The organism is Xenorhabdus poinarii G6, from assembly GCF_000968175.1.
Taxonomy (GTDB): Bacteria; Pseudomonadota; Gammaproteobacteria; order Enterobacterales; family Enterobacteriaceae; genus Xenorhabdus; species Xenorhabdus poinarii.
Map to the genome: position 1 here is coordinate 780,060 of NZ_FO704551.1, position 22,474 is coordinate 802,533.

General features: G+C 42.5%; 23 protein-coding genes, 2 tRNA genes, 5 pseudogenes and 1 CRISPR repeat array. Of the genes and pseudogenes, 16 read left to right on the plus strand and 14 right to left on the minus strand.

The features are described 5' to 3' along the window. Positions 1-70 precede the first annotated feature (70 nt). The 3 genes and pseudogenes from XPG1_RS03415 to XPG1_RS18235 form a co-directional block, all read left to right on the plus strand. A tRNA-Gly gene (locus XPG1_RS03415) sits at positions 71-144 on the plus strand. A gap of 174 nt (positions 145-318) precedes the next feature. Beyond that, positions 319-1,023 (plus strand): annotated as a pseudogene (locus tag XPG1_RS03420) (tyrosine-type recombinase/integrase); the annotation flags it as partial. Between the two features lie 34 nt (positions 1,024-1,057). Further along, a pseudogene (locus XPG1_RS18235) lies at positions 1,058-1,191 on the plus strand (AAA family ATPase); the annotation flags it as partial. A gap of 48 nt (positions 1,192-1,239) precedes the next feature. Here the strand turns inward: XPG1_RS18235 and XPG1_RS03425 are convergent. Both XPG1_RS03425 and XPG1_RS03430 read right to left on the minus strand, forming a co-directional pair. Beyond that, positions 1,240-1,788: an IS630 family transposase gene (locus tag XPG1_RS03425; protein ID WP_231853077.1), complete on the minus strand. Its 549-nt coding sequence runs from the start codon at positions 1,786-1,788 to the stop codon at positions 1,240-1,242. Next, positions 1,748-2,071 (minus strand): IS630 transposase-related protein, encoded by a 324-nt coding sequence (locus tag XPG1_RS03430; protein ID WP_045957844.1) that lies wholly within the window; start codon positions 2,069-2,071, stop codon positions 1,748-1,750. Before XPG1_RS03430 ends, XPG1_RS03425 begins: the two co-directional genes overlap by 41 nt. Positions 2,072-2,129: 58 nt before the next feature. Here XPG1_RS03430 and XPG1_RS03435 point away from each other — a divergent pair. Next, a pseudogene (locus XPG1_RS03435) lies at positions 2,130-2,661 on the plus strand (hypothetical protein); the annotation flags it as partial. Between the two features lie 189 nt (positions 2,662-2,850). Here the strand turns inward: XPG1_RS03435 and XPG1_RS03440 are convergent. Both XPG1_RS03440 and XPG1_RS03445 read right to left on the minus strand, forming a co-directional pair. Then, positions 2,851-3,303 carry a GNAT family N-acetyltransferase gene (locus tag XPG1_RS03440; protein ID WP_045960364.1) on the minus strand — a complete coding sequence of 151 codons (453 nt, stop codon included), beginning with the start codon at positions 3,301-3,303 and terminating at the stop codon, positions 2,851-2,853. A gap of 56 nt (positions 3,304-3,359) precedes the next feature. Next, complete coding sequence (locus XPG1_RS03445; RefSeq protein WP_045957845.1) at positions 3,360-3,794, minus strand: MFS transporter; 435 nt, start codon at positions 3,792-3,794, stop codon at positions 3,360-3,362. A 105-nt stretch (positions 3,795-3,899) separates the two neighbouring features. Between XPG1_RS03445 and XPG1_RS17345 the strand changes: the two are divergent. Further along, positions 3,900-4,164 (plus strand): annotated as a pseudogene (locus XPG1_RS17345) (IS1595 family transposase); the annotation flags it as partial. Between the two features lie 20 nt (positions 4,165-4,184). Here XPG1_RS17345 and XPG1_RS03450 read toward each other — a convergent pair. Then, entirely contained in the window at positions 4,185-5,315 is a 1,131-nt protein-coding gene (locus tag XPG1_RS03450; RefSeq protein WP_045957846.1) for an ISAs1 family transposase, read from the minus strand. 99 nt (positions 5,316-5,414) lie between these two features. On the opposite strand from XPG1_RS03450, the pseudogene XPG1_RS03455 reads away from it, so the two are divergent. After that, positions 5,415-5,765, plus strand: a pseudogene (locus tag XPG1_RS03455) (IS1595 family transposase); the annotation flags it as partial. A gap of 524 nt (positions 5,766-6,289) precedes the next feature. On the opposite strand, the gene XPG1_RS03460 reads toward XPG1_RS03455, so the two are convergent. Beyond that, positions 6,290-6,796 (minus strand): hypothetical protein, encoded by a 507-nt coding sequence (locus XPG1_RS03460; RefSeq protein WP_045957848.1) that lies wholly within the window; start codon positions 6,794-6,796, stop codon positions 6,290-6,292. Between the two features lie 786 nt (positions 6,797-7,582). Continuing rightward, positions 7,583-8,770: a CRISPR direct-repeat array (repeat unit 29 nt; unit sequence GTGTTCCCCATATGCATGGGGATAAACCG). 142 nt (positions 8,771-8,912) lie between these two features. On the opposite strand from XPG1_RS03460, the gene XPG1_RS03465 reads away from it, so the two are divergent. After that, positions 8,913-9,596 (plus strand): hypothetical protein, encoded by a 684-nt coding sequence (locus XPG1_RS03465; protein WP_231853043.1) that lies wholly within the window; start codon positions 8,913-8,915, stop codon positions 9,594-9,596. 34 nt (positions 9,597-9,630) lie between these two features. Here XPG1_RS03465 and XPG1_RS19225 read toward each other — a convergent pair whose 3' ends face one another. The 5 genes from XPG1_RS19225 to gloB all read right to left on the minus strand — a co-directional run bounded on the left by XPG1_RS19225 (position 9,631) and on the right by gloB (position 12,616). Then, positions 9,631-9,870 (minus strand): hypothetical protein, encoded by a 240-nt coding sequence (locus XPG1_RS19225; RefSeq protein WP_436286817.1) that lies wholly within the window; start codon positions 9,868-9,870, stop codon positions 9,631-9,633. A 90-nt stretch (positions 9,871-9,960) separates the two neighbouring features. After that, entirely contained in the window at positions 9,961-10,047 is an 87-nt protein-coding gene (gene traN / locus XPG1_RS19230) for a conjugal transfer protein TraN (RefSeq protein ID WP_436286825.1), read from the minus strand. Between the two features lie 74 nt (positions 10,048-10,121). Further along, positions 10,122-10,268, minus strand: a complete 147-nt coding sequence (locus XPG1_RS19235; protein ID WP_436286818.1) for a hypothetical protein — start codon at positions 10,266-10,268, stop codon at positions 10,122-10,124. 187 nt (positions 10,269-10,455) lie between these two features. Further along, positions 10,456-11,787, minus strand: coding sequence for a murein transglycosylase D (gene mltD, locus XPG1_RS03475; protein ID WP_045957851.1), 1,332 nt, complete (start codon positions 11,785-11,787; stop codon positions 10,456-10,458). A gap of 73 nt (positions 11,788-11,860) precedes the next feature. Then, a complete protein-coding gene (gene gloB, locus XPG1_RS03480) occupies positions 11,861-12,616 on the minus strand; it encodes a hydroxyacylglutathione hydrolase (RefSeq protein WP_045957852.1) in 756 nt (251 codons plus the stop codon). Positions 12,617-12,667: 51 nt separating this feature from the next. On the opposite strand from gloB, the gene XPG1_RS03485 reads away from it, so the two are divergent. Then, positions 12,668-13,387: a class I SAM-dependent methyltransferase gene (locus XPG1_RS03485; protein WP_045957853.1), complete on the plus strand. Its 720-nt coding sequence runs from the start codon at positions 12,668-12,670 to the stop codon at positions 13,385-13,387. An 8-nt stretch (positions 13,388-13,395) separates the two neighbouring features. On the opposite strand, the gene rnhA is transcribed toward XPG1_RS03485, so the two are convergent. After that, the gene (rnhA, locus tag XPG1_RS03490) at positions 13,396-13,878 is read right to left on the minus strand and encodes a ribonuclease HI (protein ID WP_045957854.1); all 483 of its coding nucleotides are present in this window, start codon (positions 13,876-13,878) and stop codon (positions 13,396-13,398) included. A gap of 63 nt (positions 13,879-13,941) precedes the next feature. Between rnhA and dnaQ the strand changes: the two genes are divergently transcribed. The 3 genes from dnaQ to XPG1_RS03500 all read left to right on the plus strand — a co-directional run bounded on the left by dnaQ (position 13,942) and on the right by XPG1_RS03500 (position 14,905). Then, a complete protein-coding gene (gene dnaQ / locus XPG1_RS03495; RefSeq protein WP_045957855.1) occupies positions 13,942-14,694 on the plus strand; it encodes a DNA polymerase III subunit epsilon in 753 nt (250 codons plus the stop codon). Beyond that, positions 14,687-14,851 (plus strand): hypothetical protein, encoded by a 165-nt coding sequence (locus XPG1_RS18245; protein WP_157879430.1) that lies wholly within the window; start codon positions 14,687-14,689, stop codon positions 14,849-14,851. The genes dnaQ and XPG1_RS18245 overlap by 8 nt, the downstream gene beginning before the upstream one ends. Further along, a tRNA-Asp gene (locus tag XPG1_RS03500) sits at positions 14,829-14,905 on the plus strand. Before XPG1_RS18245 ends, XPG1_RS03500 begins: the two co-directional genes overlap by 23 nt. Positions 14,906-15,059: 154 nt before the next feature. Here XPG1_RS03500 and XPG1_RS03505 read toward each other — a convergent pair. Together XPG1_RS03505 and XPG1_RS03510 are read right to left on the minus strand one after the other, a co-directional pair. Continuing rightward, entirely contained in the window at positions 15,060-16,370 is a 1,311-nt protein-coding gene (locus XPG1_RS03505; RefSeq protein ID WP_045957856.1) for a cytosine permease, read from the minus strand. A 16-nt stretch (positions 16,371-16,386) separates the two neighbouring features. Further along, entirely contained in the window at positions 16,387-17,082 is a 696-nt protein-coding gene (locus XPG1_RS03510; RefSeq protein ID WP_045957857.1) for a helix-turn-helix transcriptional regulator, read from the minus strand. 472 nt (positions 17,083-17,554) lie between these two features. On the opposite strand from XPG1_RS03510, the gene XPG1_RS03515 reads away from it, so the two are divergent. From XPG1_RS03515 to cobS, 5 genes are all read left to right on the plus strand, one after another. Next, on the plus strand, positions 17,555-18,169 hold the full coding sequence (locus XPG1_RS03515; protein ID WP_045957858.1) for a helix-turn-helix domain-containing protein: 615 nt from the start codon (positions 17,555-17,557) through the stop codon (positions 18,167-18,169). 1,033 nt (positions 18,170-19,202) lie between these two features. Then, positions 19,203-19,955: a metalloprotease LoiP gene (gene loiP, locus XPG1_RS03520; RefSeq protein WP_045957859.1), complete on the plus strand. Its 753-nt coding sequence runs from the start codon at positions 19,203-19,205 to the stop codon at positions 19,953-19,955. Positions 19,956-20,296: 341 nt separating this feature from the next. Further along, positions 20,297-20,566, plus strand: a complete 270-nt coding sequence (locus XPG1_RS03525; protein ID WP_045957860.1) for a CCDC90 family protein — start codon at positions 20,297-20,299, stop codon at positions 20,564-20,566. 569 nt (positions 20,567-21,135) lie between these two features. Continuing rightward, the gene (gene cobU / locus XPG1_RS03530) at positions 21,136-21,681 is read left to right on the plus strand and encodes a bifunctional adenosylcobinamide kinase/adenosylcobinamide-phosphate guanylyltransferase (protein ID WP_045957861.1); all 546 of its coding nucleotides are present in this window, start codon (positions 21,136-21,138) and stop codon (positions 21,679-21,681) included. After that, positions 21,678-22,436 (plus strand): adenosylcobinamide-GDP ribazoletransferase, encoded by a 759-nt coding sequence (gene cobS, locus XPG1_RS03535; protein WP_071825309.1) that lies wholly within the window; start codon positions 21,678-21,680, stop codon positions 22,434-22,436. Before cobU ends, cobS begins: the two co-directional genes overlap by 4 nt. The last annotated feature ends 38 nt before the right edge of the window (positions 22,437-22,474 follow it).

Sequence of the window (22,474 nt, forward strand, 5' to 3'; positions counted from 1 at the left end):
AGATATTAATCACTTATCCCTTGCTGAGATGCAATAAGAAGTATATATTTAACGTCGTCATTTCGTTGATGCGAGTGTAGTTCAATGGTAGAACGAGAGCTTCCCAAGCTCTATACGAGGGTTCGATTCCCTTCACTCGCTCCAATCAAACATCTTCCGCAGTCAATAAAAGTCTACTAATCTCAATAAAATCAAAGATATTATTAATATTTCATTCACTCTAGGTCTAGTGTCGTCTTTCTAAATCCATGCAATTTGTTGTATAGTTTTTTGTATAGAATTTCCTATGTATTTCCTTCTATACAATATTGGTGGGTTATGAAGCTGACAGATTTAGTGATCAAGCGAGCTAAAGCAAAGGAAAAAGCCTATACGTTGGCGGATGGCAATGGATTATCTTTGTTAATTGATTCTAATGGTTCGAAAGGCTGGCGATATCGCTATCAATTTGCGGGTAAAACGAAAATGATTTCGTTCGGTGTTTATCCAGTAGTAACACTTACCGAGGCCAGAACCAAACGTGATGAAGCAAGGAAGCTAGTTGCTAACGGAATCAATCCTAGTGACGCAAGAAAAGCAGAAAAGATATCCGCAGCAAACCTGATAGAAAATACATTCGAAAATATAGCCCGTGAGTGGTATCAGAAGCGTGTTGATAGGTGGTCTTCTTCTTATGCAGAAGAAATGATGGAATCCTTTGAAAAAGATGTTTTCCCCTATATCGGCAGTAGGCCAATTGCCGAGATTAAACCTATGGAATTAATGTCGGTCTTATCTCGGATAAATGATCGGGGGGCAACAGAGAAATTAAGAAAAATACGTCAGCGCTGCGGAGAAGTATGGAAATATGCAATTATTACTGGCAGAGCTGAATTTAATCCCGCACCTGATTTAGCGTCTGCATTCGTCACGCCTAAAAAAACACACTATGCGTTTTTAATGGCTAATGAGCTGACAGAATTCTTTAAGGCTTTAAACGCTTATACTGGTAGCTTTATGGTGAAAATGGGAAACAAAGCCCTCTCTTTCAGTTGGTTCTCAAGGCGTTGATGCTCAGTTGGACTACGTCGTTAAAGGCATCATTCCAGCGCATCCCTGTGCAGCATTTACGGGGCGAGCGGGTCATACAAGAGCTTTCTGGCGGGAGCGTGGGGCTGCCATATTGCCACGGGTAAGGCATGGGCTGGGAAATCGTTAATGGTCAACCCGTTGAACATATGTATAGCTAAATCAATATAATTAGGCATGCTCCACATGTTCCATAAACAACTCATCAATTGAACATCTTTCACGTCTTCTTATCGCTTTTACTTCGGCCCATTTGTGTTCGATGGGATTCAAATCCGGACTGTAAGCAGGTAACCACTCCAATTGGCATCCGTGGTCTGCTATCGCTTTTATCGTGTCATTTCGTTTATGGAATGAGGCATTATCCATGACAATTACTGTCCGGCTTGGGAGCTTTGGCAATAAATCTTGGGTCATCCAGGCATGAAAAACATCCGCATTAATGCTCTCTGCAAACAAGCTTAAGGTGATGAAGGTCTTTTTGATGATGGCGCCAATGGCATTAATGCGACTTTTAGCGTGCCAGTCGTGTGTGCCGAAACACCGCAGCCCTTTCGCCGAATAACCGTGTGTGCGTGGCATAGACTGCGCAAAACCGCTTTCATCCAGATAAACAATCGATTTGCCCGCGTGTTCATAGTGGCGGATACGCTCGACAAACGCCTGACGAGCCTGTGCGTCAGCTTTGGGGTGTTTTAGCCTTTTTTTTGACGGTGATATTCAGCCGTTTCAAGGCGTAATGGATAGCTGATTGTGAGACGCCCAGCCGTTTTGCCCTTTCCCATTGATAGTCATCGGGGTCATTTCGGACATCGGCGATAAGTGCCTCGTCACTAATTTTAGTGGGCGGTTTATCACGCGTCATACAGGGCGCTATTTTGTGACTCCACCGAAACAAGGTGCGGATAGAAACCTCAAAGTGGTTGCTTGTTTGCTCGAATGTCAATGAATGTTTGTCTTTGTATGCCCGTACTCTTTTTCGGAAATCCAGACTGTAACCCATCTCAATTCTGCCTTGTTATTGGAAGTCACAGACATTATGACATAGTATTATGATTCTGCTATATCTGATCAATACCCCCGTATTTCCGGCTTCGCCTGCCGAAGTGCATGAGCTGGTGATTGCAGCCCAACAGGTTGAAGCCGAAACGAGCCAACCGGTACGCCTGATTATTTTGGATACTCTCGCCCGTTGTTTTGGGGGTGTTGATTATCGCCTGCACCAAGATGAAAGATGCCGAAGAGCCGGAAACACAAGCCTATGACCTGCGTGTGGTTGAACTCTTTACCGATAAAGACGGTGAAAATATTACATCACTGGCTTTGATTGACAGGCCACGCGATCCGGTTAAAGAGGAAGAAATCAGTCTTGTCGCCAATAAAACCGATAACCATACGGCGTTGTGGCAGTTCGTACGGTCGCGCACTGCCCTGAAAGAACATTGCTCCATTGCTCTTGTACGTGATGACTTAAAGGCGATGGGAATGAATGTGAAGAATTTTAGCCGCTGGTTAGCCAAGTTAGAGCATGACGGACTCATTACCCGGAACGGGCAGGAACTCACCATTGTTAACCAGAGCAACGGAGGTTAAAAAGTAAGGAGAAAAATGAGGAAGTGTAAGGCGTTAACTTCTTTTCTGGCAGGTGTTTTTTTAGCTCTCCGTGTTACCGCGTTAATTTATTAGCCCGGTAACACGGAGAAGGCAAGCGTAGCGCGTCAGTAGTTTGAATATATCTCATTAAGTAAATTACTCAATTACCATAGAGTTATGATTGTTATCTTACGCTTTGTGCGTATAAATATCTTGACGCACAATATTCCAAACAAAGTTCTCGCGATTTATTGGTGTGTAACCCATCTTTTCATATAGCCAAGGGGCTGTTGAAGTTACAAGCATAATACGTCGTAATTTATTTAGAGCGGGATGGGAATGGCAGCATTCCATTAACCAACGCCCCAGTTTTTGTTTTTGATACTTTTCTAACACATAGACATCACAAAGATAACCAAAAGTAGAAAAGTCAGTAACTATACGAGCAAATCCAATTTGCTCGTTCTGATCAAAAAGCCCAAAATTGAGGCTATTGGCAATAGCTTGGCGAACTGTGTCAATATCAATCCCTTCAGACCAAGAAGAGCGAGTTAGATATTGATGAATTGCTATGACATTCAACTCAGTGTTATCTGTTGTTATTCTATATTGTTGATTTTGCCATCTTAAAATTTGAACCATAATATGCCTCTGCATGAAGATTTAGTTGATTTTTAGATAATTATCACTTTTCCTTTTCAAAAAAGAAAACAGCACAAAAAAATACCAATTAAAGACATTATTATACAGATCATCCAAATATTTTGAGGGTTATTAACATCAATCCTCAAAAAATAACCTGCTATAGAATTCCCTGTAACACTACCGATCAAACCAGTAATACCAAGAACACCAAATGCAGAACCAAGCCATTTAGTTGAAATATTACTACTCGTTACAGCATCAATGGTCGGTTCGATAGCCATTTCACTCAGAGTAAAAAAGGCAATTAAGATAATAAAAATTTCTAATTCTGTCGTTATTCCTATAAATAAAAAAGTTACAGAGAAAGCGAAAGAACCAAAACACATAGATAACCAAGGAGAAAACCATTTATTTAGCCAAGCATAGACTAACACTTGTAATAAAATTACTATCACTGCATTGATAATAAACAAAGCCGAAACAGACAATGCCCTCCCAATAATATGAAGCAAATAGAGGGAATGTACTTTGTAATTGAGTATAGATAAAATTAGGGGCTGTCCTAGATAACTAATATAATCTAGGATAGTTCTATGAGAAAAAGTCGACTCAGTCAGTATAAACAAGGACGGTTGTTAGAACTGTTTATTGCAGGCTCTACAGCACGCACAGCGGCTGAACTTGTGGGTGTCCATCGGATATATGGTCGCATACTACTTTCATCGCCTTAGGGTTCTTATCGCGGAGTATGTAGAGCAGCATTCTATGTTTGATGGCAAAGTTGAATTGGATGAAAGTTATTTTGGTGGACGGCATAAAGGACAGTGGGGTCGCAAGGTTTACACGAAGGCGATACCCTAGGGCAACCGCATGAATGTTCAAATATCATCCAAACCGGAAAACCCTGCTTGTAATACCTGCTCCAAAAAGCCGATTTTCATCCAGGCTCGTTTACGTTTCATTCTGATACTTAATTTAGTCGTTTCTTTTTTTAACATATTTAACGCGACCCGTCTCAATATCGCGATGTTTTCCGCTGCATTTTTACGGTAAATTTTGCAGTCATCTTCCCGAAAGGAGACATCCAGTATCCAGTGAAGATTATTTTCGATCTGCCAGTGGCTACGTATGGCCTGAGCAAACTGTTCTTCTGTTAACTCTGCAGAACTGATGGCGTAACGGTATTCCAGGCTGGCGGATTTTCCTTTTTCTTGCCGGTATCCGACTGTCACGCCAACTGTTTTTAATTCAGGCCATTCCGGGAAATGGGCGACTAATGAACTCGCATCCATGACATGACTTTGCCTAATTTCAATACGTCCATGCCCCTGTTCTATGTGTACTTTTTCTCTTGTCAATGACCCGGAGAGTTGTCCCGCCAGTGCCTCCCTGACTACACGGTGGAGATTTTTCTGATTGTCTTTCACACTCAGCAAATAATCAGCGCCCGCCTCAATAATGTCCCGGGCTATCTGGGTTTGACATCCCATTGCATCAATGGAAATGAGGGCGCCTTTCAGTTCCAATAACTTAATCAGTTCAGGGATGGCAGTGATCTCATTTGACTTACTTTGTGTTCTGACCTGACCAATGACGAGTTGGTTTGCAGCGGCGTAAGCACTCACCATGTGGAGAGTTGAATAACGATCTTCACGATGATAAGAGCCACGCAATACTTTACCGTCGATCGCCACTAATTCCCCTTTGGTGAGTTGGTGAACAGAACGCATCCAGTTGATAAAACAGAGATTAAATTGTTCTGGTTTGATGCGAGAAAGGACCCGGGCAATGGTGTCATCAACAGGAACGCCTTCTTTGAACATACCTTGTTTAAGAAACCAGTCATGATGGCCTTCAGTATATTCCTGAATATCACTCCAGCCCTCCGCCCCCGCAATAATCGCGCAAAGGGTGGCAAACAAAATGTCAAATAAAGGATAGGCCACTTTGGCCGTCTGGCGTGGGTCTTTGATATCGGAGAAATGGTCAGTGAAACTGTCAAGGTACATGGTATTGACTCTCAAAAGAGAGTATAAGATCACAGCTATTTACTCGAATCAACTTAATTTACCGTTGGCTAAAAAACATTCGCGATCTTGCCCTGGGCGATACCCGATGCAAAATCGAAAACTTTATTGCCCATCATCGAGTCAAAAGTTTACCCTGATAGCATTGTCTATACCGACAATTTTGCTAGTTATGATGTCCTTGATGTGAGTGATTTTAAGCATTATCGGATCAATCACAATACCGAGTTTGTTGACCAGAAAAATCACCAAAATCATATTAATGGTCTTGAGAACTTCTGGAATCAGGCTAAGCGCCATCTACGCAAATTTAACGGTATTCCTAAGGCTCATTTTGACCTCTATCTGAAGGAATGTGAGTGGCGATTTAACACACTTGGAGCAAAGAAACAGTTAGCTATTTTAAAACAAATAGTTAAAGAAAGTATTTAGCTATTATCTAGGACAGCTCCAATTTTAATATGAAGCCCTGAGTGTGAAATGGCAGCTAAATTTGACCATTTTTAAACCTCAAGGCTTTTTTGCTTTGTAGAGCAAAGACGAGGTTGCGGCAGATCACTCACTGGTGAAAGTGGTTAGCTGCTGACCTTGTTTTGATTATGATTGAGCAGGATCACAAATTGAAAATATAACAAAAGAAAAATGAGATTTGTGAGGCTGCTTAGCACAAAGTAAGTTGTATAAAAATTTGTATATAATCAGAAATAGAATAAATATTTTTGTTTTATATCAGTGTGTTGAATAAAATTTTCTAAGCCCTTCACGCGCGGTCAATAAAAGTCCACTAATCTCAATAAAATCAAAGAAAAACTGCTTTCTATTGGCACTTTTCCACTTATTTCTTTGGCACAGTTAGGTTAAAGGGGGAGGATTGTCCCATTTAACCTTTTCATCCACTCAAGATATAAAAAGTGAGATTTCTCACCTTGTGGCATAAAACTCAAAAGTTACCGGATTCACCAAACGAGGAATTCCACACTTATATCCATATAAGATGAGCTTCCGTAGACTTTATTCTGATTGCAGTCGGCATTTCCACAAGTAGCGCTCTTGACTATATTTGGACACCCTGTAATCACTGTATACCAATCCAAGCCACTTACATCGTATCCACGCTCAAATCTCAAAGCGCAATTCATGGAACCACCAGAAACCGACCATTCCACCCACTTAGGCCTAAGTGTGCAAGCGCTAAATAAATTATCGTTGTCTTGTAAGTGAGTACTTTGCTGATTGCCAGGTTTAATTCTAATCTGATCTGTGCCACTATCATACATACAGTCGGTGCTTCGTTTGACTATCACAAGATCATTTACAGAAGAAGGGTGATTTGTAAATTCCATATTATAGTCAGCAGAAAGAACCTGTTGTTTTTCTATATTAGTGTTTTTTTCAACTGCGAAAGCAAGGGATGCTAAAAAATAAGGTAATATGACTAAAATGGCGTTAGGTAATATTTTCATATCATTCTCCTTTTAATGATATTATTCAAAATAACAATTCGTATTACTTTACCGTAAATGGAGCACTGAAATGATAATTTCCAATATTATATAGGTTATTTACCGACCAGCTGTAGTATAAGCAAATTTCCTTAATGACCATCACTTAAAATTCATCAGACAATTGAGTCTGTTTAATAATTTGACTCGTAACTTTTGGTAGGTTCATCAGACTAAAACTTGACTGATTAGGAATGAGCGAAAAATTTCGCTGATATTTAACGTCTTAGGCACCTATATCTTTCACTGCCTCATTTTGAAACGGAAGCATACCTGAATCATGTAGGAAGCAATTAAAATCAATATGTTACAAGTATTTGGATTTCTCTTTTACTATGTTGAGTTTTATCAATTATCTGATAAATTTATTAATTCCTTGTCTGTTATTTTATGCCATCCTGCTATCAAAATATGCCATTCAGATTAAATTCAAAATGCATTCTCCTGTATTGATTAAATAAGGGAATAAACATGCAAGATAAAAAATTGAGGCACCGGTATTAGACGATAACAACCTTGTGATCGCCACAACACTAAGAATATGTCAAAGATTCAATCAAAGAAGTCAAAGATTAAAAATGTATCATGTCGGGAATTCGGTAGATTGGAAGGGCGTACGTTTTGTATTTTCTAACCAATTGAAAAACATATCTTTTTATTTTTGAAAAAATAGTATTTTTAAGTAAAAAACGTGGTAGAATTTTTTACATAAAAAAAGTTTTTAGAAAACATAAAGATATAATTAGTGTGTTCCCCATATGCATGGGGATAAACCGAATGGCAGCTTCTTGTCTGGGAACCCATTCAGGTGTTCCCCATATGCATGGGGATAAACCGTTTGGGAAAAAGCCCCTATATCTATAGCTGGAGTGTTCCCCATATGCATGGGGATAAACCGAATTGAAATTCCATGTTGTCCAGAATGCGGTCGTGTTCCCCATATGCATGGGGATAAACCAGGTGCGCGATATTCGTGACCAGTTATCTATTCGTGTTCCCCATATGCATGGGGATAAACCGAACTCCCGGCAGGCACTGAAATCGCTGATCGCGTGTTCCCCATATGCATGGGGATAAACCGAGGAAGAAGAGGAAAGCAAAAAAGGGAAAAAAGTGTTCCCCATATGCATGGGGATAAACCGGCTGACGCCATCTTGCCATGATCGTGACTACCGTGTTCCCCATATGCATGGGGATAAACCGTCGTTTTATGTGCATTCCATCCCCATATGTAAGTGTTCCCCATATGCATGGGGATAAACCGGCTCCATGCTTTTAATTTGGAGGCCGTTTATTGTGTTCCCCATATGCATGGGGATAAACCGCGCTTTTTGCAATCGCTAATGAGTCCACCGCAGTGTTCCCCATATGCATGGGGATAAACCGCTTGGAATAGGAGAGCAACTCAGCGCAAATAAGTGTTCCCCATATGCATGGGGATAAACCGCATTTTTCGTTTACCCATATCGAACTGGGTTCGTGTTCCCCATATGCATGGGGATAAACCGTGTTCCGATGTCTGAGGTGCCTGGTGTTCGTCGTGTTCCCCATATGCATGGGGATAAACCGACATTCTTTACCTCTTTTATCGTTGATATTCCGTGTTCCCCATATGCATGGGGATAAACCGCTGATATGTCCGTTTTTGTCAAAATGCACTAAGTGTTCCCCATATGCATGGGGATAAACCGTGTGAGAGGCTTTACAAATACGCAAAACCCCTGTGTTCCCCATATGCATGGGGATAAACCGTTCGTGTGCGTGCAATAAATGCGTCTGAAATTGTGTTCCCCATATGCATGGGGATAAACCGAGGGCTCAAATGGTATGAGTCGCACCGTGAGTGTGTTCCCCATATGCATGGGGATAAACCGTTCGTGTGCGTGCAATAAATGCGTCTGAAATTGTGTTCCCCATATGCATGGGGATAAACTGCGGTACACCGCATGGCGATATCTAAATACATGCGTGTTCCGAACCCTCTGCCTACAAAGCTAACCACAGCCGCGCTTACAATATCGCTGAGGCGGGTGGTTTAGTCACAGGCATCCAAGACGCTTTTGTTCCGCGTGACAAATTGGAGCGCCTGACCAATACCAAAACGTTTGGCGCAGCTTACGTGCTGTCAGGTTACACATCCCCTCAGCTTGGGATGACCAATTGGCAAGGCGGTTTGGTCAACCTTGCGAACTGGGTTATCGGCCACAAGAAGCACGGTGCTCGCAATAGTCTTATTGCGTGGATGCCTGCAAAAGAAGCTGTTTCACCGACTGATGCTCAGGCCAAACTTCTTTCACATGTGAAAGTTTCCGTAGAGTCAGCACTGTCAGGTTTAGGTGCGGATTTCACACTGCTCTATGACAAAGATGGTGAGCTAACTTACCAATTTTACAAAAGCGATTGGGGTTGCCCTATGTGGGTGAATGGACAAAGCAAGCTCTCTGACATGTGCTCTGTCGAAGTCAAGATCATTAAGCCTCGTTCCGGCACCGCGCCTGAATTTTTATCTGAAGCTCAAGGCGCTGTGTATGCGTTCACCTCCGGTCATGAGACTCAATACAACTTCGTCAATGTCAGTAATGGAAAGGCAAGCCGCGCACCTCAACAGGCTATCTATGCAGCACTTAGTAAGCATCTTCCGGATTGGGCCTACCTTTACCTCTCCCCTAAGTCTGTCGAGCTGGAGAACGGCGACAAGGTTGCATTCCCTTACCTTCTGGAACAGGATAAAGCCGAGCTTTTTGTCTACCCAGAAGCCTAATGTTCAAGCAAAAAAGCGGCCAAAAGGCCCTTTTTTATCCCTCGCCTCCACCGCTCGTCGGCGATCCTGTTTGAGGGACTATGCTGCTGATAGCCTCTTTTCGTTTCGCATCAATATCTATTCCTTCTAAACGCTCTAACTCTCTTTCCTGTGCGTTCTTTCGCATCCCATTAATATTAAAATTATTTCCAGAGTCTGTCAGTGAATTGAGATTTATTGAATTAGGATCTGGAAACTTGCCATGCTGTTGCAAAATCCCAAGCCACTCATCCAAATTAATTTTGCTCCAATCAATCTCAGCAATTTTATCCAGTGGAATATCTTCACATTGAGGTTTTTTCGGATCGCCAAAGTTTTGACCCAGTTAAGGACGAACTTGCTCCTGAATAATGCGAGAAAGCGGAGAGTTGAAACAGCAATAGGCCTTTCTCTTTTCAATGCAAGCACTCAGAACCTATACGAACTTACATAGGTGCAATTTTTGAGCGCTCTTTTAGCGTTCATGGTGACTCTTCTTCTTCGCATTTATAAATCATCTGAATCATCATCATTGAGATCACATAGATGGTATAAATTGTCATAGCGGTACTCCGCCACGTCATTGCCATCTTGTCCAGTACAACTCATATCCTGCGCCATGAACTGTGCTGTAAGTTGTGATGAAATCATCATTCAAATAATAAACCATGACCTTTTATATTGCCGGACATAAGTCAAATTAATGGAAAATAATGTCGTTGCTAACCCTTTATCCATGCTTGGCGCTACGGGCTGGAGATGATGAGATGATAAATATAACGCTCGGCTCACAAAAGCCGAGCGTTATATTAAGGGGGTTAATGAAGAGAGAATAGCGGGCTTAATTAAGATAAAGCGTCAACGCCATACCGGGTTTCATGTCTTTAACTTTGACGTTCTCATTCCAATTTCTGAGATCATTAAGGTTGACATCATGGTATTTAGCGATGCTGGAAAAGGAATCACCTTTTTGGACATGATAGGTGATTGGGCCATCGTTATTGATTTTCAGTACTTGACCAATTTTGAGCCGATCAGCCGTTTTTAACCCATTCAATCTCTGCAAGTTTCGGTGAGTGGTATTGAAGTGCTTCGCAATCGTGGACAAAGTATCTCCGGCACGAACGATATAGTGGTTTCTTTGCTGCAACTGGCGGGTAGTTTGGGCGACCTCTCGTTGGATGTCTTTCAGGACATTCTTGTTTGCCAACGACATTTTAAATTGGTTGATGTTCTTTCTTGGCAGCATGATGTAATGCGGTCCGTGAGGAGAGGTCATCCCCCGTTTATACCCTGGGTTATATGCCTTGATCGATGTCAACGATAGTCCGGATAGCTCAGCCGCTTGTGACAACATGATTTGCTGCCCGACTTCCACCTTAGCCAGTGCTTGTTGGCTGTTAGGTTCAGGAAGTGCAAAGCCAAATTTGTCGTTATGGCGAATAATATCACTCAATGCCAGTATCTTGGGGACATAATGCATGGTTTCCCGTGGCAGTGACAATGACCAGAAATCTGTCGGTTTTCCTTGAGCTTGATTTTCTCTGATTGCACGCCTGACCCGACCTTCACCACTGTTGTAGGCGGCTATGGTCAAAAGCCAATCACCATTAAATTGTGTATTGAGAGATTGCAGCATATCAAGCGCTCCCGTTGTTGATGCAGCAACATCACGACGGGCATCGAACCATTTATCTTGCGTCAAGCCATAATGACGACCTGTACTTGGGATAATCTGCCATAGTCCCGCCGCCTTGGCGTAAGAGGTGGCATGCGGGTTAAAAGCGCTCTCTACGACAGGCAACAATACCAGCTCCATTGGCATATGCCGAGCATCAATCTGCTCGACGATCCAATAGATGTACGGCCCTGCGCGCAATATCACATTTTGGAGATATTTCTTATGTTTCAAATAATAACTTTGCTGTTCGCTTATCCTGTTATTGTCAGGAACTTCCATCTTCAACTCATCGCGAATATGTCCCCACAAATCTTGTCGGGCCGTTGGGCTTGCCTTCCAGTTTGCAGGATCTTCTGATCCCGCAATACTCTCTGTTCTCTGATTCGTTGAAGACATCTTCTGTGCTTGTTGCTGGGAAGGAACCTTTGGTTGCAGGCTCGATTGACACCCAGCAAGAAGCACAGAGGCGAATAAGATTGCTTTTGTCTTCATATTTACGTTTTGATGCTTGTCTAAAAGGTGAGCAATAATACTGACCTATGACTGAGAAGACAACCCAATAAAATTAAAATCTGTCTTTATAAGTCCTTAGCTGCTGAAAAACAGAAGAAAGTGCTCTTGAATTAGGTTTGATACCAATATTTTTTTGTAAATCAATATTGTGACAATTTAAAAAGATATTGATTTTTTTCTCTGTTTGTAAAATTGTGGGGACTGTTGACTGATTGTTTTTACGCAGGTTAAGTGTTTCTTGATAATAATCGTCAATAATCGGGTTATTAGGTAATACTGTTTTGGCAAATTTCATATTTGCGACAGTATATTCGTGGGCGCAGCAGATCACGGTCTCATCGGGTAATGATAAGATTTTACCAAGCGAGGAAAACATCTGTTCGGCTGTACCTTCAAACAGACGTCCACAACCGCCAGAAAATAGCGTATCGCCACAAAAGAGATAGGGTGCCTGATAGAAGGCAATATGACCAAGTGTATGCCCTGGTAGCCCGATGACACGGAAAGAAAAACATCCTATCTCAACAGTGTTATGCTCGTAGACAATGTGGGTTGCCCCTTTGTGTTGTGTTTCTTCAGGACCATATACGGGTAATTCCGGGTATTGTTTGCGTAGTCCGGGAACGCCGCCAACGTGATCATTATGGTGGTGTGTCAGCAGAATTGCTGCCGGAATAAGCTGATTGGCTGCTAGAATATCAATGACAGGCTGTGATTCAGCGGGATCGACAATGACACACTGTTTTTTTTCATCGCAGAGTAACCAGATGTAATTATCTGAAAGGGCAGGGAGCCTGATAAGCTTCATGATACGCCTCATTTGCATAGTGGATTTATCGTCGGTTGAAAGAGAGATGACATGCGATCAGCACGTTCAGTCAAGCAAATAACGCCTCCTGACTCTTGGGCTGAGTTGCCTTGGGGAGAATATTACCGCGCCGCTTTGGAACATCAATTAGCACCCTGGTGGCCAAAAATATTTGGTTTTCATTTAGTCAAAGTCGGCAACTTGAGTACCGAAATTGATACCCGCCCTTGTTTAGTCAGCCATCAAGTCAATATTGGCTTGCAAGGAAAAAATCTGGATGTCATTACTGATCCTCATTATCTCCCGTTTGCCAGTAAATCGGTTGATGCTTGTTTGCTGGCGCATATACTGACTTATAGTATGACCCCCCATTGGCTATTAAGGGAAGTCGATAGGATTATGATCGATGATGGTTGGTTAGTCATCAGTGGTTTTAACCCGATAAGTCTATTAGGTGTCAAGAAAATAACCGCCCAAATTGGTTGTCGGCAGCCTTGTCAGGCTCAGATGTTTTCAATACGGCGCCAGTTAGATTGGCTGCGTCTTCTGAATTATGAAGTGATGCATCACGCGAATTTTCATGTTTTGCCGTGGCAGAAAAGCGAAAAGCGTTTTCTGCCGTCTGATCGGTCAATGTTTGGTTGTCTAAATGTGATTATTGCCCGCAAGCGGACAATACCGTTGACATTGAATCCCAGGCGAGCAACATTGTTGAAACCGAAATTCAGTAATGCGTTAGGCGCAGCGAAAAAGATCCATCGGCGCTTTTAATGAATGGATTAATTTTTGTTTTCAGCTTTGTTTGCAATATAGCCAGTATCCACCTGAGTAGGGGTATTGGCGGCTGTACGAGCCAGCTCATCACATAACTCATTTTCTCGATGCCCGGCATGACCTTTGACCCAACGCCAATCAATCTCGTGACGTGAGATGGCGTTATCGAGCCGCTGCCAAAGATCAACATTGATAACTGGGGATTTGTCCGCCTTTTTCCAGCCGCGTTTCTTCCAGTTATGTATCCATTGAGTGATCCCCTGGCGTACATACTGGCTGTCTGTCGTCAAAATCACACGACAAGGACGTTTAAGTGTTTCAAGACCTATGATGGCGGCCATTAATTCCATACGGTTATTGGTGGTATGAAAATACCCCTCACTCAGCGTCTTTTCTGTTTGTTGATAGCGCAGTAAAACGCCATATCCGCCGGGGCCGGGATTGCCGAGACAAGAACCATCGGTGAAAATTTCTATCTGTTTGTTCATCTTTGATAGACTCTTCCTATATCATCTTTCATCAAAACACTAAGTCTGACACAAAAAAACACTATGAACACTGCAATTACCCGACAAATCGTCCTCGATACCGAAACCACCGGTATGAACAAGTTAGGTGTTCACTACGAGGGTCATAACATCATTGAGATTGGGGCTGTGGAGGTGATTAATCGCCGTCTGACAGGGCGCCATTTTCATCTTTATATTAAGCCGGAACGCATGGTTGATCCGGAAGCGTTTGAAGTTCACGGTATCAGTGATGAATTTTTGCAGGATAAACCGATATTTGCTGACATCGCTGATGAATTCATTGCGTTTATTCGTGGTGCTGAGTTGATTATTCACAACGCAGCGTTTGATATCGGCTTTATGGATTATGAGTTCAGCAAACTGAACCGGGATATTCCACCAACGGCTGATTTTTGTACGATTACCGATAGTTTGATGCTGGCGAGGGCGCTGTTCCCCGGCAAACGTAACAATCTTGATGCGTTGTGTGACCGTTATCATATTGATAACTCAAAACGTACTCTCCACGGCGCATTACTCGATGCCGAGATCCTGGCTGAAGTTTATCTGGCAATGACCGGTGGCCAGACATCCTTGGCTTTTTCAATGGAAGGGGAAACATCAGGCAGTGACCAGGTTGCAGAAATCAAGAAAATTACTCGTCCCCAGACCGGACTGAAAATTGTTTATGCGTCTGATGAAGAGTTAACGCAGCATGAATCTCGTTTAGATCTGGTGGAAAAGAAAGGAGGGAGCTGTCTTTGGCGTTCAAAAGCTGGACAGTCACATGAATAAAATCAGCACAAAATGGGCAAAATGCGTAGTTAAGGTGAAAAAACAGGCAGATGAACCATTTTGTGATAAAAAGCGATTGACGGATTTTACGGTAGCCCGTATTATCCACCCCGTTCTCAACCAGAACGCCATGCGGTGCGGTAGTTCAGTTGGTTAGAATACCGGCCTGTCACGCCGGGGGTCGCGGGTTCGAGTCCCGTCCGCACCGCCAGAATTTAGAAGCCCTGAGTTTTAACTCAGGGCTTTTTCTTTTTTGCTATATCTTCCAACAAAAAGCCGACAACACGCCACTGAGAGACTGAAAAGTGGCGTGGTGACGTTTAGCCAGTTATTTCCGATGAGTGGTTGTCACGTTAATCATAGCCTTAGGCACTGCATTCCTTTTTCCGTTCTTTCCCTAAATAGCGTTGGTTAATTAGCCAATAGACGAAGCTTGCCAATAATAATGAGTTAACGGCCGGTACTCCCCAATGGACACCTAAGCCAACCACACTGCCGATAATGCTGGCAATTATAGCGGCCCAGCCGATGGTGGGTGTGGTATGTGGAAGTTCGCCTTGTGCCTTGCTCTCATCCAACGCCTGGCGATGGGAACGCAGGATATAATAATCAACCAGCATTACCCCGAGAATGGGTGGGAAAACAACACCCAGGACTGTCAAAAAATCCACAAACCGTTCCAGAATACCCAAAATAGAAAGCAGCGTGCCGAGTATTCCAATGACAATGGCTGTTGGGGGATAGCGAAGTTTTTTACCTGTGATGCCCTCTACGGCGTTGATAATACCTAAAGAGGAAGAATACAGGTTCAAATCGTTAACCCGCAATGTGGAGAAAACGACGACCAGCAGACCTGCGCCTCCTGCGACTTGTGACATAATAGTGACCACATCCGATGTATGCAGGGTTTTTGCAATCAGGATCGCCAGGCCATTAATGACAAACTCTCCGGCGATCATCGTCAGCAGGGTAATGCCAAACACATGCGTGCCGGATTTCGTGTAGCGGGTCAGATCTGGTGTCATCAAGCTGGCCACAATCGCCCCCCCCACAACAATCGTGATACCTGCGCTGATAGACAAGGTTTCACCAAAATGAGGTAACTTAATGATTTCACTGAGTGGTTGATCTGCATGGACAGATAAGACGCTCGTGGAGATATAGGCGACCAGCAGGATAAACAAGGGAACTGCGATTCTGGCGGTAAATTGCAACGCTTTAAAGCCAAAGGCGACCAATGTTGTCAATACTATGCCAGACAGTGCCGCCGCCCAACCAAATCCAAGTTTATTGCCGGTGGCAAAATTAAGGGAATGGGCGAAAATGGCGTTTTGAATACCAAACCAACCTAATAAGCTGACAGCAATAACGAGGCCAATACATATTGATCCTATGCGGCCAAAACCACACCAGCGAGCCAATAAACTGCCGGATAAGCCTTCCCGCATTCCCGCCAGACCAAGGCCGAATGTGACAATGCCAAAGATCAGGCTACCGATAAAAATAGCGATAAAGGCGTCGAACAGATCCATCGCGCCCCCGAGCACTGCGCCAAGCATAAATTGATCTAATGCCGTTAACATCCCCATATGAACAATAGCGACGCTGAATAATGATACACGCTGTGTTTGTGGCACGCGTGTCAGTGGGCAGTGTTTAATTTTTAGTACGACCATCTTCTTTTTAACTTCTTTAGATAAATAATACGCCTTTTTTAATTAGGCGTTCCGGTATATAGCTGTCTAATTGTAATTGTCGGCAAAACTCTTCAAATTGCTGGATTGAATGGACATCCGCTTTTTGATAGATGTTGTAAACTCTATTTTCTATCGTCTTGCGGCTAACATTGTATATCTGAGCAATTTCTTTATTTGAGCGTCGTTGCAGCATCAAGAAGATGATATCTAACTCACTTTGCGTAAATAACCCCGTCGTTGCTTCTGTCGTGATGACACTGGGCTTGTGGTGGTTAATGTATTTTAAAGGAGAAAAGCTATTCAGTGGCTTGGCATTCCAAACGATTCCGATGCACTTTTTTTCCGCGTTATACACGGGGAATTTTTCACTAATGAATGGCGTCAGACAATCTTTTCCGTACCAATAATGAGTTTCTATAATGGAGACGCTATCTTTTGACTCCTCGGTTCTCCGATCATGCTCTTTAAGATCGTGTGAAAACTGATCGTCAGACCAGTCCGTTGGAAATTCACAGTCTAATTTACCTTCAACTTCAAAGTGCTTTGGTGTGTTGGTATAAAGGTAAGCTGCTTTATTCATATAGATATGTCTGGAACACAAATCCTTAATTCCCCAGGGTTCACGGAGGTGCTCCGTCATGGCGATTATCCCCTTAAAATAGGGTTCATTATTTTTATAGGATAAACTCATCGCTGTCTCATAAAATAGATGCTTGTTAACTTATCTTCCTGCCTTTAGTGGTGCGATTGCGAATAAACGCTGACATGCATTGTGTAAACGATCGTATGCTTTACCCTCTCTTGCTTTGTGAGGGGGAATAAATGTACTTTGAGATGAGATGGATATATCTTCATCAATGATGGTCTCCTGGCTGCATGGGGAAATAAAAAATATGAACATAAGTAATATTTTCTATATTTAATTCTGTTATTTTGCGATTTATTATCTGTTTTGTGAGTTTTTATTGGAATATATATTATTAAGTGAATATTTTCCATAAAAAATAATTTTGTTAAGTAATTAAATGATTCAATCATAAATGTTTTTGCTATCACTTTTTCTGTTTTATGGCAAGAGTGTTTTTCACCCTTTATTGTATTTATAAAAAGTGTTTAATCTGGAAGGTCATGTAAATTAGTGAGTTATTTTTCTGGGCGTTAGTATGTATAAGAAACAAAAAATGGAACACCTGAGAAAAAATTTGCAGTACTTGCTGAATTCCAGGGGAGAAACAAGAGTATCACTTTGTGATCAAACCGGGCTTAACCGTACAACCCTCTATAATATCTTAGATGGCAGGGTGCAACGCGTTCACTTTTCCACTATACAGAAAGTCTCTCATTTCTTTGGTGTATCTTATGGCGAAATAGAAGCAACGGACATCGCAGAAAAAGAGCGCCTGGATAGGGTTGTCGCTTATGAAGGCAACATGAATCCAAGTGCTGTTCCGATATTTATGCAATCTGAATGCATTATTCCAGCCTTTTTTGACAGTAAGATAGGTGCTCTTATGATGGAGAGACAACTGACTTATTATTTTGGTACAGGCGCTAATATTGTCGCCGTTTTACTTGAGAATGATTTTTCAGAACAATATGATGCCGGTGATTTATTAATCATCAAAAGGGGGCATTACCAGAATAACAATCCAAAATTATATTTTGATCCAACACAGCAGCAGTTTCATATCAACGTATTGCATGATGAAAATGGGGATCACTTGAGGGTGATTGGCGATATTATCGAAGCGCGGTTTGGGTATGGGAAGAAAATATAAGCTATTTTCTATCGATTCAGTAGGCTAGCGTTAGCCAAGCCCGTTGATATGGTTTTGTCGATTTGATTGAGGTCACCTGACTTGGGCTTACTACTGGGATTAGCAAAATCCGCCGTAAACCCTCTTTACGGCGGGGAGCAGTCACAGAGCAGATATAGTATGATTAAGTGAATATTTCATTTTATATCAGTTAATTATCTTAATTTCGCCGGTTTTTTGTTGCTATTTCGATCAATTTCAACAGATTAATTCACCATTAAAATCAACATTTGTGTTTTTATTTGTTGATTTTAATATTTGTCTGGTGTATTAATTGCCCTGTCAAAACATAAGGTAAAATTTATAATTTGCTTGAGTAGCCGATGAGGGAGGCAAGTCTCCCTTTATAAAGATAAAGGCAAATTATTTTCATTATTTTTAATAATAATTTCACTCGCCCACACCAGGGTAATCATAGTCTGTTTTTTAAGCTTGTGGTTGTGATAGCCAGTCTCTTAATCGGCAGTATTGGGTTAGGAGGCTGGTACTATCATCTTACCGCCGTTCTCTTGTAAAGACGGCGCTCGCCTTTTTTCGCCATTTCAGTTGTCAGATGATGCGTTGTTAAGATTCCTAAGGCTTCAATCGCTTGTGGGACGGTATCGTGCTGTTTAATCATCCCATTGGCGGCTTCCTTTTAACATTATCGGTAAATTCTGGGGCGTTCTTCGTTTTCTAATACGATCTGAATTAACGTCATGTTATTCCTTTACCAACGTGCCGGGATTGATTAACGCACAATTGTGTGCGAGACGTAAAAAAGGGATGCCGAATTTCTAGAAATTTATTTAAATAAACGAAAAGTGATTTGGTTAAGTGAATTTAAGCCAGATTATTTTGCTTGTGATTTAATAATTTTATTTTAAATGTTATTAAATTCACATAATCACAACGATTGGTATTTACTCCGCTTGTTATTTTTAGCAAAATTCACCGTCTTTTAATACGCTTAGAATAGTATAGTTGCATATATTGCAAAGGAAAAAACAACGTTATGAGAATGAAAGCCCTTGTTGCAGTGGCCATTTCTGCTGTAATTTTGACAGGTTGTAAGAATATGGATCAGGGAATGCTGGTCAGCTCTGGAATGCAATTATTCAAAGCGGCGACGCTAAATGATGCTGATGTTAAACAGTTATCTGAACAATCATGTAAGAATATGGATGCACAAAATAAAGTTGCACCAGCTTCCAGCCAATACGCGAAGCGTCTGAAAAAAATCGCCAAAGCATTAGGGAGCGAAGTTAACGGTACGCAAGTTAACTATAAAGTTTATCTGACTAATGATGTGAACGCATGGGCTATGGCTAACGGTTGTGTGCGTGTATACAGCGGCCTGATGGACATGATGAATGACAATGAAGTCGAAGGCGTCCTGGGTCATGAAATGGGTCACGTTGCGCTGGGTCACACCCGTAAAGCCATTCAGGTTGCTTATGCGACCGTTGCTGCACGTACCGCAGTGGCATCAGCCGGTGGTGTAGCCGCACAGCTAAGCGATTCTCAGCTGGCAGCGATGGGTGAAAAACTGATCCATTCGCAGTTCTCTCAGCATCAGGAAAGTGAGGCTGATGATTTCTCTTATGATTTGTTGAAAAAACGCAATATCAATACTGGCGGTTTAGTGACCAGTTTCGAGAAGCTGGCAAAAGTGGGTAGTGGTGAAAGCAGTATGTTCGATTCACACCCACCTTCACAAGAGCGAGCTCAACATCTTCGTGAGCGTATCGCAGCAGACAAAAAATAATCTGTTCTGTACCGATTGGAGCGGTGTTACTGGCACCGCTTTTTTGCATTTTCAGACACGATCCCCGATTGAACTTCTTTTCTCTGCCAATCCTCTTCCTTACCGACGTTCTCAGTAGGACGCGTCAGCGATAGGCAAAAATGTGTTGCATGGCGGCGATCAGGTGTTGGTTTTCCCACACACTGCGCACGGCCAGGCGATAATAACGTTCGTCTAAATGCTATAATAACGGTTTTAGGTTTGTATAAAAAAAATGCAAACAAGCCCTTTTGGTGTTATTGTTGTGTTCAATAAATAGGTATCTGATAATCAGTAGTCTATCAACCCAAAAGGACGAAAAAATGGCTGTCATCACAATGAACACACATAACGCGATTAAATCTCTGAAAGAATCGGGTATGGATGAAGCCCAAGCTGAGAAAATTGTAGAAATCATTGCAGATTTGCAGAATGTGAGTGTGGCTACAAAAGAGGATTTAAAACAAACTGAAAATAATCTAAAAGCTGATCTGGTAGCCATTAAAAATGATTTGGATTGGCTGAAAAAATTGATCGTCACTATAGGGATTGCAGTCGTTATTGCAGCCATTAAATATATTTTTATCGGTTGATTCATATATGGGGTATATTGCCTCATTTTTAGACGAAAGATATGATGCGTCTAATTAAAAATGCCATCCCCCGTCAACAAATGATTGACATATATCTGCAAGCAATTTCTATCGTGACAGCCATCATATAGCACGCCATTAAAAAAGCACAAAAATATCAAATTAACGCTTTAACTTATTGATGTTAATCATATTCATATGGAAGTCATTATTCGATTTTTTATTAGGCTAGGGGAAACTCTAGCCACTGACAAGATAGTGTGAAAAACAAATGATTCAGCCCATTCCCTTTGCCAACATGCATCTCCACAATGGTGAGGAAAAAACCTGGTTTGATGGTGCGATCATTTAGGATGGTTTGGTGATCGGAAGCTACCTGCATGGTTTGTTTGATCAAGATGCGTTTGCCCGCCCGTCTGTGTGAACATCTGGATATCAGGCAGATTTATCACATCATCAATGAATATAAATCATGTCTTATCACAAATTGATGAAGAAAAATTAAGCTAAAATAGCGCATGATGTCATGATGTCTGGCGAGATAACACGTTACACAATGAGGTCATACCATGATTTTGGTCACCGGGGGAGCTCGTAGCGGCAAAAGTCGCTATGCCGAACGTTTGCTGGCTAAACAGTGTGAACAGGTGCTCTATATTGCGACGGCACAGGCCACTGATGAGGAGATGGCCGCTCGAATTGAGCGCCACAAACAAACGCGTCCCGCGCATTGGCGGACTTGGGAAGGTCATCAGGATTTAGGCGCGGTGATCCGCCGGTATCGTCAAGAGCAAGAGGGGGTGATACTTGAATGTGTGACCACATTCATTGCCAACTTATTGTTTGACTTAGCGGAAGGGGTTTCCGCCGATGAACTGGATTTTGCATCATTGGAGGTGTTCATCCAGCATCAGCTTGATGACGTCATTGAGGCCAGCTTGGTGTGTCCAAAACCCGTGTATTTGGTGAGCAATGAATTGGGAATGGGTGTCATCCCTGAAAATCGATTGGCGCGCCATTTTGTTGATATTGCCGGGCGTGCTAACCAAAAATTGGCACAGGCAGCGAAAGAAGTTTGGTTGATGGTTTCAGGCATTGGAGTAAAGATTAAGTGAAACCACGTCTTTTTTGGGCCACATTACAATTTATGACACGGCTGCCGATCCCGGAAAAATGGGCAGACGGTGTCGATTTTCGTCAATATTGGCGGGGCGTTCCTTATTTTCCACTGATTGGCATGATGATTGGCGCTTTGGCGGGGCTGGTGTCACTGTCTGTCAGTCTGTCGGGGGGAGGAATGTATACCGGCGCGATGGGTTATGTGCTGGTTTTGGCTTTTTTGACCGGTGGGCTACATCTGGACGGGCTGGCAGATACGTGTGATGGGATTTTTTCCTCCCGTCAGCGCGAAAAGAAGCTGGCGATCATGCGTGATAGCCGGCTCGGCACGTATGGTGGTATCGCGTTAATTTTCTGTATTGTCAGCAAACTCTTCGCTGTTGTTGAATTATCCTATCATTCTCCCCTTTACTTGCTTGCGTTGTTGACGTGTGCCCCGATTGTCGGGCGAACAGCCGTCGTCCTTTTAATGTATGAGCAACGTTATGCCCGTGACAGCGAAGGTATGGGAAGCAGCTATATCGGGCGCATGACGCCGTCGACAACCATGCTGACGTTATTGGTGGGCATTGTATTAGTGCTCACCCTGGGAAACTGGAATGCACTGTCGGCCATGATGATGTCATTGTTTGTCGTCTATGGGCTGGCGTTTTATTTCAGTTATCATCTTGGCGGGCAAACCGGCGATACTTTGGGGGCGGCTATCGAAGTGGGAGAAGTGGTGTTTTTGTTAACGATGATTTGGAAATAGAGAACCCGGCAGCTGCTGGCCAGATGAACAGAGACAAC